Origin of the sequence: Lysinibacillus sp. OF-1 (assembly GCF_028356935.1) — a bacterium.
GTDB classification, from domain to species: Bacteria; Bacillota; Bacilli; order Bacillales_A; family Planococcaceae; genus Lysinibacillus; species Lysinibacillus fusiformis_D.
Map to the genome: position 1 here is coordinate 1,054,612 of NZ_CP102798.1, position 12,199 is coordinate 1,066,810.

The window sequence follows — 12,199 nt, forward strand, 5'->3', positions numbered from 1 at the left end:
ATGAAAAATCAAGAAAAAATAGCTTTTTCTATTCGCAAAGAAATGGTTCAGTCGAATTTAAAAGGGATGAGAACAGTTGCTTGGTCACTTATGTATGTATCGGCTATTATTTCCCTTATTCATTATGGAGAGGTTTTCTTTGTCAAAGCAGAAAGAGCCATGGTCCCCGTCTATATTGCCATTCATATCGCCATGTTTTATATAGATATAGCCGTATTGTTATTTGTTAGGGAAAAACGAATTCACATTACCTCTGTTAATATACAGAAGTATGAACACCTAGTTGTTATTTATATTTACACGATTATGCTATTGATTACGGCAATTTCGGTAATGGATGTTTATTTCTTTCATCATGCAGCATTATATGAGGTGATTTTAATCATTATTTGTACGGTATTTGCATTACCTTTACGAAAAATTAGTTGGATTATTTTACTTTCTGCACCAGCAATTATTGCGAGTACATATTTGAGTGTTGGCATGTCCAGTGAGAATATTAAAGTCATATTACCGATGTCTCTTTTAATTCCGATTGGTATCATAATTCAATATCAGACCTACAAGGTTCGAAAACAAATAACTACACAGCATATTTTATTGGATGAAGAAATGATCAAAACGAAACAATTATCAGAGCTGCTAGCTGTTAAAAATAAAGCATTAGCAGAGCAAGCACTAAAAGATCCTTTAACGAATCTGCCAAATCGACGAGCATTTAATCAGCAATTGACTAAAATAGGACATCAGCTTCATCAACCACAAACATTAACGGTAATGATGATTGATATTGATTATTTTAAAAAGTTTAATGATTACTATGGACATATACAGGGTGACGCGGTCATTGTTAAAGTAGCCTCCTTATTGGCGGAAATTGCAGAGAAGTATCAGGCGTTTGTTGCTCGTTGGGGTGGAGAAGAATTTATTATGATTAGTCAGCATACTGAGAAGTTTGCTGAGCCTATATGTGAAGAAATTTTAAAGGAAGTGCGTGACTTAAAGATTCCACATAGGCAATCAGATATTGTTCAATACGTAACGGTTAGTATTGGAATGTGTCATGCTAACCTGACAATGTATGAGCATTTACAAACATGCTGTGATATTGCTGACCAAGCGTTATATTTAGCTAAGCAGAACGGACGAAATAACTATTTTCGTAAAATGGCAATTTTTGACGGAAAGGAAAATGCGTCTATTTGAAGTCAGAAAACGTTGCTATAAAGCCTTTCTATACTGCCTTAGGTTGCTTAAATTATAACGAAAGTGTTACAATATACTTTAGTCAAAAAGAGCCAAGGAGGCATTCCTATGTCAATTGAATTAAACAATGAATTCGGCCAAATTGATATTTCAACAGATGTACTTGCACAAATTGCTGGTGGTGCTGCTGTAGAATGCTACGGTATTGTTGGCATGGCATCTAAACATCAAATTCGTGATGGTCTAACTGATATTTTACGTAAAGAAAACTTCGCAAAAGGTGTTGTTATTCGACAACAGGACGACGATTTACATATAGATATGTACATTATTGTTAGTTACGGGACAAAAATTTCGGAAGTTGCTTACCAAGTGCAATCGAAAGTGAAATATACAGTAGATAAAACATTAGGTATGAGCGTAAAATCTGTCAATATCTTTGTACAGGGCGTTCGTGTAGCGAATTAAGAGGAGGAACTAAATCGAATGCAGTCTTTAGACGGTATAAAGTTTGCTGAAATGGTACAAATGGGTGCGCATCATCTATACCAAAATGCAAATTATGTAGATTCATTAAATGTATTCCCAGTACCGGACGGTGATACAGGGACTAATATGAACTTATCGATGACATCTGGCGCAAAGGAAACAGAACTTGCCGCTTCAGAACATATTGGTAAAACAGCACAGGCATTATCAAAAGGTCTTTTAATGGGTGCGCGCGGAAATTCAGGCGTTATTCTATCGCAATTATTCCGAGGCTTTGGGAAGTTTATTGAAAAAGAAGCAACCATTGATGCAAAAGGCTTTGCAGCGGCTTTCCAAGCGGGTGTTGATACAGCTTATAAAGCTGTTATGAAACCTGTAGAAGGAACTATTTTAACAGTAGCACGTGAGGCGGCAAAAAAAGGTGTAGAAGTGGCAGAAACTGAAACCGATATCATTGCCGTGATGGAAGCTTTTACAGCAGAAGCAAAGGCTTCATTAGATCGCACACCTGAATTGCTACCTGTTTTAAAAGAGGTCGGTGTTGTGGATAGTGGTGGTCAGGGCTTACTATTTGTGTATGAAGGGTTTCTAGCCTCTTTAAAAGGTGAGCCTCTTCCAGAGAAAAATGATGCGACCTTAGATGATTTAATCAATGCAGAGCATCATAGAGTACAGGATTTCATGAATACTGAAGATATTGAATTTGGCTATTGTACTGAAATAATGGTGCGTTTAGAAGAAGGGAAAGAACCTTTCGATGAGGAGCATTTCCGTAATGAATTAAATCCTTTTGGGGATTCTTTGCTTGTGATCTCCGATGAAGAAATTGCGAAAGTTCATATCCATTCTGAGCAACCAGGTTCTGTTTTATCAATCGGACAAAAATACGGTAGTCTTATTAAAATAAAAGTTGATAATATGCGTGAGCAGCATTCAGCGATTGTTGGTGAGGAGCATAAAGCACCAACGACTGCCAAAAAAGTAGAAAAACATCCGTATGCTATCGTAACGATTGCGATGGGTGAGGGTGTGGCAGAATTATTGCGCTCTATCGGTGCTTCATATGTCATTGAAGGTGGTCAAACAATGAACCCTTCAACTGAAGATATCGTTAAAGCCGTACAAGAAATCGGTGCAGAAAAAGTATTAATCTTACCGAATAATAAAAATATCGTTATGGCAGCAGAGCAAGCGGTTGAACTATTAGAGATTGACGCAGCGGTTGTTCCTACGAAGACGATTCCACAAGGGATGGCAGCGATTTTAGCGTTTAACCCTGAAGCAGCTGTTGATCTAAATAAAAAGACAATGTCCGATGCATTTGCTAATGTGAAGACAGGTCAAGTAACCTATGCAGTGCGTGATACATCTATTGATGGTGTGGAAATCCGTAAAGATGATTTTATGGCATTAGCAGAAGGTAAAATTGTCCTTTCTACACCAGCATTAAAGGATGCAGCAGAAAAGGTAATCACAGATTTAGTCGATGAAGATGCTGAGATAGTTACAGTGATCTATGGCGAAGATACAACTGAACAGGCTGCTTCAGCATTAGCAGCTTTCATTGAAGAGAACTATCCAGATGTAGAAGTTGAATTATTTGATGGTAAACAAGGGTTATATCCATATATTATTTCAGTAGAATAATTACATGCTACTTTGCTATTCCGTAAAGAAAGCAGTGCACAAAACGTGTACTGCTTTTGTTTATGCTACAAAGAAGAGGATGTATAATATTTAGTAAAAACGTGCTAAATATGAACAGCTAGATGTACGTGTCCAGAGGATAAAAAATTTGGAATTATTGGAATATCAACTGTTTTATTGATGTGTATATATGGTGTGGACAAAAAATAAACCTATATAGTTACTATAAATTATAGTAGTGGTAATTTTCTGAAAGTTGATAAATTAAATGCTTTACTTTTATAGTAGCTATCAAGCATGATATAAGTAAAAATAAATATTATTATATGAATAGAATAGAGGGGTGTTTGTATGAAGTTTACTTCAGTATTTGATATTATTGGACCAGTCATGATTGGGCCTTCCTCCTCTCATACGGCAGGTGCAGCTCGCATTGGGCGTGTTGCAAGGGATTTATTTGGTAGACAACCTAAATGGGCAAAAATTCATTTATATGGATCATTTGCTGAAACGTATAGAGGACATGGTACAGATGTTGCGATAGTGGGGGGCCTATTAGATTACGATACATTTGATGACCGTATTAAAATAGCATTTGAAGAGGCCGAAAAAGTGGGATTAGAATATGAATTTATTCCCGAAACGGCTAATACGGAGCATCCCAATACAGCTCGGCTTGTCATTGGAGACGATGAAGGGGAAATGTCTGTAGTTGGTATTTCGATTGGTGGCGGAAAAATTGAAATCAGTGAAGTCAATGGTTTTAAGCTACGTTTAACAGGTGGTATGCCAGCAATTCTTGTTGTGCATGATGATCGTGCTGGCTGTATTGCCAATGTAGCCAATTGTTTAGCAATGCATGAAGTCAATATTGGGCATATGGAAGTTTCACGTATAGAACGTGGTTTAACAGCTCTAATGGTGATTGAAATTGATCAAAACATTGAAGATAAGGTGCTACAGCAAATATCTTTAATTCCACATATTACAAAGGTTTCTAAAATTAATAACTAAGGGGGTGTCCCAAAATGGACGTTTTATTTCATAATGTTCGTGAGCTTGTAGAACGAGCAGAGCAAGAAGGAAAATTAATATCAGAAATCATGATCGAACAGGAAATATTGATTACTGGCAGAACGCGAGAAGAAATCATCCAACAAATGGATCGAAATCTAACCGTGATGGAAGAAGCCATTGAACGAGGATTACAAGGTGTGCAATCAGTAACAGGTTTAACTGGTGGGGACGCCGTATTGCTTCAAAATTATATTGCGCAAGGAAAATCACTATCAGGTGATTTATTATTAGATGCTGTAAGCAAAGCCGTTGCAACAAATGAAGTAAATGCAGCGATGGGAACAATATGTGCAACGCCGACAGCGGGTTCTGCAGGTGTTGTACCAGGAACGCTTTTTGCAGTGAAAAATAAATTAAATCCAACTCGTGAGCAAATGATCCGTTATTTATTTACGTCAGGAGCTTTTGGGTTTGTGGTTGCGAATAACGCTTCCATTTCAGGTGCTGCTGGTGGTTGTCAGGCAGAAGTTGGTTCTGCTGCAGGAATGGCTGCTGCTGCCATTGTTGAAATGGCTGGAGGTACGCCACAGCAATGTTCGGAAGCATTTGCCATTACCTTAAAAAATATGCTTGGTCTTGTCTGTGATCCAGTAGCAGGTCTTGTTGAAGTACCATGTGTCAAACGTAATGCCATGGGTGCATCTAACTCGCTAGTAGCGGCAGATATGGCACTTGCAGGTGTAACAAGTCGTATTCCCTGTGATGAAGTAATTGGCGCTATGTATCGCATTGGACAATCCATGAGTCCGAATCTGAAAGAGACTGCACGAGGCGGTCTAGCGGCAACACCAACAGGAAAGGCTATTAGTAAAGCTATACTTGAAAATGGTGGCCTACAAAGTATTAAAGCTCTTCAATAAAACTGGTGAAACATGCTATCTAAAAAGGTAGCATGTTTTTATATTGGTTTAGTTGCGAATGATTTTAGTATAATAAAATAAGCACCCATTTTGTAAGGGGGGCTTTATCAGACGCTCCATTCCTTTGTAGGAACGCTCAAGGTAAATTAAAAGGAGTTTTTTTAGTGGAAATAACTAATCTACCATTTTTAACAAAACAAGCTATAGAGGATCGTCGTTATCTTCATCAATATCCAGAGCTTTCTGGACAAGAATTTGAAACAAGTCAATTTATTCGTAAACGATTAGAGCAGCTTCAAATTGAAATATTAGAGTATGATCCTCCTAGCGTAGTGGCTATGATTCAAGGAACAAAAGGTACGAAGACAATTGCCTTACGAGCAGATATAGATGCCTTACCAATTGTTGAAGAAGGTGATAAGCCCTATATCTCTCAAAAGCCAGGTGTGGCACATATGTGTGGTCATGATGGGCATACAGCGATTTTATTGGCAGTAGCACAATGGATAGCGATGAATAAGGAAAAAATCGAGTCAAATATTATGCTTATTTTCCAATCAGCTGAAGAAATCACACCAAGTGGAGCAGATTTTTTAATTCAAAATGGCGTGCTAGAAAATGTTGATGCTATTTTTGGTATTCATTTATGGCAGGGTTTAGAGAAAGGGAAAATAGGCTTAACGCATGGGCCAATGATGGCTTCGGTCGATGATTTTGAAATTGAGATTCAAGGTCATGGTGGACATGGTTCAATGCCACATGAAACGATTGATCCCATTTATATTGCGAGCCATTTAATGCAAGCCTTTCAGAGTATCATTAGTCGAACAATCAATCCTATTGAGGCTGGCGTTATTACAGTAGGAAATATTCAAGCAGGAACAACGTATAACATTATTCCAGAGACAGCAAAATTAATAGGAACGATTAGGGCATTAACTCCTGAAACAGTAGCTACCATTCAAGCGAAGATGGTAAGTTTAACAGAAGGGATTTGCCATGCTTTTGGGGCGAAAGGGACAATCGATTTTATTATAGGGACGCCTCCCCTTATCAATGATCCTCAGCAATCACGCTTCGTAGAATCTATCGTTTGTGAAAATTTTGGGCAGGATGTATTCGAGCTTGTTGATCCAGTAATGGGGGGCGAGGATTTTTCATATTATCTAAAGCATAGGCCAGGTGCATTTATTTTTGTTGGGATGGGTGGCGAAAAAAGCCAATATCCACATCATCATCCAAAATTTGATTTAGATGAAGATGTCTTTCCTGATGCCATTAAGCTTTTTATTGACATGATTTTGCAATATAAATGACAGACGTTTATAACCCTATCATGCATTGATGGGGTTTTTGCTTATGTGTAGAGGCTGCGAATTAATATATGATACATTAGATATAGGAAGCTAGGATGGTTACATAAAGAGTACCACTTGAATGAAGGGAGTTGTGGGATAGGATGACTGAATTATTTAGCCATGTCAATGAAGTGAAAGGCATCGGGAAAGAAACAGCAGCACATCTTGAATCACTAGGCATCAATACAGTAGCTGATTTATTATGGACGTTCCCACATCGACATGAAGATTTTCGTTTAAAAGATTTAGCGCAAACACCACATAACGAACGCGTTACAGTTGAGTGCAAGGTAGAACGTGAGCCTACGATATTATTTTTAGGTCGTAATAAATCAAGACTTCAAGTAACAGTTTTGGCAGGACGTCACTTAGTAAAAGTTGTATTTTTCAATCAAGGCTATTTAAAGCAAAAGCTTGTACCGGGTTCCATTATTACCGTGACGGGGAAATGGGATCGTGGTAGACAAGTAATCAATGGTACAACTGTCACATTTGGGCCAAAAACAGATCAAGTAGACTTTGAGCCAGTGTATAGTCTGAAAGGTTTGATTCCACAAAAAAGATTTCGTAAATATATGCGACAAGTGTTAGATGATTTTGGTGCAGAGCTACCAGAGGCGATTCCATATTATTTACAGGAGTCCTATAAGCTTGTTCCGATACGAGAGGGCTTGGAGGGTATCCATTTTCCGCTGGATGCTGGGCATGCTAAACAAGCAAGAAGACGCTTTGCTTATGAGGAGCTATTAAACTTCCAATTGCGTATACAGGCATTACGTAAAACGCGGAAAGAGAGTGAGCGTGGCACAATCATTCAGTTTGATGTGCATAAACTACGAGCATTTATTGCTTCATTGCCCTATGAATTAACAAATGCTCAAAAACGAGTGGTTAATGAAATTTGTAAAGATTTGAAGGAACCACATCGAATGAATCGTTTGCTGCAAGGCGACGTAGGTTCTGGGAAAACAGTAGTAGCGGCAATCGGTTTATATGCAGCTGTGACAGCGGGCTTTCAAGGAGCCTTAATGGCACCAACTGAAATTTTAGCGGAACAGCACTTGGAGAACTTAAAAGAATGGTTTCAACCCTTTGATGTTCGTGTTGCTTTGTTATCTGGGTCAACTAAAACAAAGGAGCGACGTGGGATTTTAGCAGATTTGGCAAATGGTGATCTTGACATTGTCATTGGCACACATGCGTTAATTCAGCCAGATGTTATATTTCAAAAGCTAGGTTTTGTCATCACAGATGAGCAGCATCGCTTTGGTGTGGAACAACGTCGAATTTTGCGTGATAAAGGGGAGAATCCAGATGTCCTCTTTATGACAGCTACTCCTATACCGCGTACACTTGCTATTACTGCATTTGGGGAAATGGATGTATCGATAATTGATGAAATGCCAGCGGGCCGTAAACAGATTGAAACGCATTGGATGAAAAAAGAGCAACTCGGCTCTGTGATGTCCAAGCTAGAATTGGAGCTAGCGGCTGGAAGACAAGCTTATGCTATTTGTCCACTTATTGAGGAATCTGATAAGCTTGATGTTCAAAATGCTGTAGAAATTTATGAGCAACTAGCCACTTATTTTAAAGATCGTTATCAGGTCGGTTTAATGCATGGACGTTTATCAGCCGATGAAAAAGATGCGGTGATGCGCGATTTTAGTGAAGGAACAATTCAGCTTTTAGTTTCTACAACAGTTGTGGAGGTAGGTGTTAATGTACCGAATGCTACCTTTATGATTGTCTATGATGCTGAGCGTTTTGGCCTAGCGCAATTGCACCAGCTCCGAGGGCGTGTCGGGCGTGGTGAGCACCAGTCATACTGTATTTTACTTGCTGATCCTAAGTCTGATGAAGGGAAAGAGCGTATGCAGTCGATGACGGAAACGAATGATGGTTTCCGTTTAGCTGAAAAAGATTTAGAATTAAGGGGACCAGGGGACTTTTTTGGTAGAAAGCAAAGTGGTTTGCCAGATTTTAAAGTAGCTGATTTAGTACATGATTATCGTATACTCGAGACCGCAAGAAAAGATGCAACAGAGATGCTTGAAACAAAAGCGTTTTGGCAGGATGATGACTATCAATACTTGCGTAAAATGCTAGAAGAGTCGGGTGTATTACAGGGAGAGCGCTTCGATTAGTATTGAGGGCTTATGAGCATAGGAGAATGTGAGTACTTGATTTCAAAACAAGTCTTGCATTCTTTTTTTATACTCTATATACTGATATTAGTACCAAGTGCTAATAACAACTCAAAAGGTGGCGAATGATGTTGAGACGAACGAAAAAAGAGCGACAGCGACTACTATCTGAAACGATAGCTGAAAATCCATTCGTCACAGATGAACAGCTAGCAACACAGTTTCAGGTAAGTGTCCAAACAATTCGTTTAGATCGTATGGAGTTATCTATACCAGAATTACGAGAGCGAATTAAAGATGTTGCTTCTAAAAACTATGAAAATGAAGTAAAATCTCTACCGATTGATGAAGTCATCGGAGAAATTGTAGATATTGAATTAGATAATCGAGCACTATCGATTTTTGATGTACAAGAAGAGCATGTTTTTCAGCGCAATGGCATCGCACGTGGACATCATTTGTTTGCACAAGCAAACTCATTAGCGGTCGCAGTAATTGATGACGAACTAGCATTAACCGTACATTCCAATATAACATTTGTGAAACCTGTGCGTGCTGGAAATCGTGTTATTACAAAAGCGATTGTTATCGGACGAGATGATCTTAATCATCGTACAAAAGTCGAGGTAACATCTACCGTAAATGGTGAAACCGTTTTTGTTGGTGAATTTGATATGTACCGCACGAAAGGTAAAGGTGAGTAACAATGAAATTAGCGCTTGATGGAATGGGTGGAGACAATGCACCAAAATCAGTTGTTGAAGGTGCACTCTTAGCATTAGAGCAAATCCCAAATTTAGAAATCCAATTATATGGTCAGCAAGATAAGCTTGAGCCATTTTTAAAACAACATGATCGATTAACAATCATACATTGTGAGGAAATAGTAGAAGGAACGGATGACCCTGCACGTGCTGTTCGTCGAAAAAAGGATTCTTCAATGGCTCGTATGATGGAATCGGTGGAAGAAGGTAGAGCAGATGCTTGCCTATCTGCTGGGAATACCGGAGCGTTAATGGCAGGGGGCTTATTTAAAGTTGGCCGAATTGAGGGGATAGACCGTCCAGCTTTGGCTACAACATTACCGACATTGGATGGTAAAGGCTTCTTAATGCTTGATTTAGGAGCAAATGCAGATGCACGACCAGAGCATTTAGTGCAATATGCGATTATGGGTGATATTTATGCTAAAAAGGTTGGAGGCTTACAAAAACCACGAATTGGCCTATTAAATATCGGTACTGAGGAAAAAAAGGGTAATGAATTAACGAAAGCTGCCTTCGAATTATTGAAGGAAGCTGATTTGAATTTTATTGGTAATGTAGAAGCGCGTGATTTGCTTGAAGGAGTAGCGGATGTTGTTGTAACAGATGGCTTTACAGGCAATATGGTGTTGAAGTCTATTGAAGGGACGGCTGGCGCTTTATTTTCAATGTTAAAAGAGGCATTTATGTCATCAACGAAAACGAAAATTTCAGCAGCACTCATGAAAAATAATTTACGTGACTTAAAAAATAAAATGGACTACACAGAGTATGGTGGTGCAGGGTTGTTTGGCTTACAAGCACCTGTAATTAAAGCGCATGGCTCATCGAATGCAAAAGCAATTTTTAGTGCGATTCGACAAGCTAATACGATGGTAGAGCATGCTGTTATTTCGACGATTACTGATACAGTACGTCACTTAGAAATTGATTAAACAAAGGGGATTATTCAAATGACGAAAATAGCATTTATTTTTCCAGGACAAGGTTCGCAAGTAGTAGGGATGGGTCAAGAGTTTGTTGAAAATGCAGCAGACAGTAAAGCATTTTATGATCGTGCAGATCAAGCTCTTCAATTTGAATTATCTAAGTTAATGTTAGAAGGTCCAGCTGAGGAGTTAACACTGACATACCACGCTCAGCCAGCACTTCTTACTACGGGTGTAATGGTAGCTGAAAAGCTGCGTGCAGCAGGAATTCAGCCACACTATGCTGCGGGTCATTCGCTTGGAGAATATGGTGCATTGGTTTTAGCAGGCGTAATGTCATTTGATGATGCCGTGTCTATCGTGCATAAACGTGGTCTTTATATGAATGAAGCTGTACCAGCAGGACAAGGAGCGATGGCAGCGATTCTAGGGATGGAATTAGAGGCATTGAACGCAGTTACAGAGCTGGTTTCAGCAGCAGGTGATTCTGTGCAGGTAGCCAATGTGAATTGTCCAGGACAAATTGTTATCTCAGGCACTAAAGAAGGTGTAGATAAAGCGATTATTGCTGCAAAAGAAGCAGGGGCAAAGCGCGCAATACCTTTAGTTGTGAGCGGTCCATTTCATTCTGAATTGATGCGACCATCCTCAGAGAAACTGCAAGCAGCATTAGCAGAGATTACTTTATCTGCACCTGAAATCCCTGTTATCGGCAATGTAATGGCGAAGGAATTAAAGGATGTACCAGCGATTCAGCAGGAGCTAGTTGAACAGGTATATAGTGCAGTGCAATGGGAAGCATCTATGCGTGAAATGATTGCACAAGGTGTCGATGTCTTTATCGAATGTGGACCTGGCAAAGTATTAAGCGGTCTCTTGAAAAAAATTGATCGTTCAGTTGCTGCTTATTGTGTCTATGATGAAGCATCATTAGAAGCGGTTTTAGAAGCGTCGAAGGAGTGGTCAATCAATGCGTAAATTAGAAGGTAAAGTAGCTGTTGTAACAGGAGCTTCAAGAGGGATTGGACGTGCTATTGCTGTAAAGCTTGCTGAGGAAGGTGCTAAGGTTGTAGTAAACTATAGTGGCTCACAGGCAAAAGCGGAAGAAGTCGTTGAGATGATTCAAGCAAACGGTGGGGAAGCCATTGCGGTGCAAGCTAGCGTTTCACAGACGGAAGAAGTAACCGCATTAATGGATGCCGCTGTGAAAACATTTGGTTCTCTTGATATTTTAGTGAATAATGCAGGTATTACTAGAGATAACCTGTTAATGCGTATGAAGGAAGACGAATGGGACGATGTATTAAATACGAATCTTAAAGGGGTTTTCCTTTGTACAAAGGCGGTAACACGTCAAATGATGAAGCAACGTGCAGGTCGTATTATTAATATTTCTTCCATCGTTGGTGTAGCGGGTAATGCTGGTCAAGCAAACTATGTTGCGGCTAAAGCAGGTGTTATTGGACTCACAAAAACGACGGCAAAAGAATTAGCTTCACGCAATATTTTAGTTAATGCGATTGCGCCAGGCTTTATTGAAACAGAAATGACAGAGCAACTACCAGAAGATATTAAAAAAGGTATGCTTACGCAGATTCCTCTTGCGAAACTTGGACAGCCAGAGGATATTGCCAAGGCAGTAGCTTTCCTTGCTTCCGATGATGCTAACTATATGACAGGGCAAACGCTTCATATAGATGGTGGTATGGTAATGTAATTTCG

General features: G+C 39.3%; 11 protein-coding genes. All 11 read left to right on the forward strand.

Going from position 1 to position 12,199, the window contains the following annotated elements; genetic code table 11:
- The 11 genes from NV349_RS04900 to fabG all read left to right on the forward strand — a co-directional run bounded on the left by NV349_RS04900 (position 1) and on the right by fabG (position 12,194).
- On the forward strand, positions 1–1,206 hold the full coding sequence (locus NV349_RS04900) for a GGDEF domain-containing protein (protein ID WP_058843491.1): 1,206 nt from the start codon (positions 1–3) through the stop codon (positions 1,204–1,206).
- Between the two features lie 108 nt (positions 1,207–1,314).
- Positions 1,315–1,674, forward strand: a complete 360-nt coding sequence (locus tag NV349_RS04905) for an Asp23/Gls24 family envelope stress response protein (protein WP_004269431.1) — start codon at positions 1,315–1,317, stop codon at positions 1,672–1,674.
- An 18-nt stretch (positions 1,675–1,692) separates the two neighbouring features.
- Entirely contained in the window at positions 1,693–3,342 is a 1,650-nt protein-coding gene (locus NV349_RS04910; RefSeq protein WP_271912502.1) for a DAK2 domain-containing protein, read from the forward strand.
- Positions 3,343–3,693: 351 nt separating this feature from the next.
- Positions 3,694–4,356: an L-serine ammonia-lyase, iron-sulfur-dependent subunit beta gene (gene sdaAB, locus NV349_RS04915; RefSeq protein WP_036124814.1), complete on the forward strand. Its 663-nt coding sequence runs from the start codon at positions 3,694–3,696 to the stop codon at positions 4,354–4,356.
- Positions 4,357–4,370: 14 nt separating this feature from the next.
- Positions 4,371–5,279: an L-serine ammonia-lyase, iron-sulfur-dependent, subunit alpha gene (sdaAA, locus tag NV349_RS04920; protein WP_249645909.1), complete on the forward strand. Its 909-nt coding sequence runs from the start codon at positions 4,371–4,373 to the stop codon at positions 5,277–5,279.
- Between the two features lie 164 nt (positions 5,280–5,443).
- Positions 5,444–6,595, forward strand: a complete 1,152-nt coding sequence (locus NV349_RS04925; protein WP_271912503.1) for a M20 metallopeptidase family protein — start codon at positions 5,444–5,446, stop codon at positions 6,593–6,595.
- Between the two features lie 143 nt (positions 6,596–6,738).
- Positions 6,739–8,784, forward strand: a complete 2,046-nt coding sequence (gene recG, locus NV349_RS04930; RefSeq protein ID WP_036124807.1) for an ATP-dependent DNA helicase RecG — start codon at positions 6,739–6,741, stop codon at positions 8,782–8,784.
- 131 nt (positions 8,785–8,915) lie between these two features.
- A complete protein-coding gene (fapR, locus tag NV349_RS04935; RefSeq protein WP_036124838.1) occupies positions 8,916–9,488 on the forward strand; it encodes a transcription factor FapR in 573 nt (190 codons plus the stop codon).
- Between the two features lie 2 nt (positions 9,489–9,490).
- Complete coding sequence (plsX, locus tag NV349_RS04940; RefSeq protein WP_271912504.1) at positions 9,491–10,483, forward strand: phosphate acyltransferase PlsX; 993 nt, start codon at positions 9,491–9,493, stop codon at positions 10,481–10,483.
- An 18-nt stretch (positions 10,484–10,501) separates the two neighbouring features.
- Positions 10,502–11,455 carry an ACP S-malonyltransferase gene (gene fabD, locus NV349_RS04945; RefSeq protein ID WP_058843496.1) on the forward strand — a complete coding sequence of 318 codons (954 nt, stop codon included), beginning with the start codon at positions 10,502–10,504 and terminating at the stop codon, positions 11,453–11,455.
- Positions 11,448–12,194, forward strand: a complete 747-nt coding sequence (gene fabG / locus NV349_RS04950) for a 3-oxoacyl-[acyl-carrier-protein] reductase (protein ID WP_058843497.1) — start codon at positions 11,448–11,450, stop codon at positions 12,192–12,194. Before fabD ends, fabG begins: the two co-directional genes overlap by 8 nt.
- The last annotated feature ends 5 nt before the right edge of the window (positions 12,195–12,199 follow it).

Bases quoted from the DNA above. Each gene is read 5' to 3' on its own strand.
- NV349_RS04900 (WP_058843491.1), top strand. From the start codon at position 1: ATGAAAAATCAAGAAAAAATAGCTTTTTCTATTCGCAAAGAAATGGTT.
- NV349_RS04905 (WP_004269431.1), top strand. From the start codon at position 1,315: ATGTCAATTGAATTAAACAATGAATTCGGCCAAATTGATATTTCAACA.
- NV349_RS04910 (WP_271912502.1), top strand. From the start codon at position 1,693: ATGCAGTCTTTAGACGGTATAAAGTTTGCTGAAATGGTACAAATGGGT.
- sdaAB (WP_036124814.1), top strand. From the start codon at position 3,694: ATGAAGTTTACTTCAGTATTTGATATTATTGGACCAGTCATGATTGGG.
- sdaAA (WP_249645909.1), top strand. From the start codon at position 4,371: ATGGACGTTTTATTTCATAATGTTCGTGAGCTTGTAGAACGAGCAGAG.
- recG (WP_036124807.1), top strand. From the start codon at position 6,739: ATGACTGAATTATTTAGCCATGTCAATGAAGTGAAAGGCATCGGGAAA.
- plsX (WP_271912504.1), top strand. From the start codon at position 9,491: ATGAAATTAGCGCTTGATGGAATGGGTGGAGACAATGCACCAAAATCA.
- fabD (WP_058843496.1), top strand. From the start codon at position 10,502: ATGACGAAAATAGCATTTATTTTTCCAGGACAAGGTTCGCAAGTAGTA.
- fabG (WP_058843497.1), top strand. From the start codon at position 11,448: ATGCGTAAATTAGAAGGTAAAGTAGCTGTTGTAACAGGAGCTTCAAGA.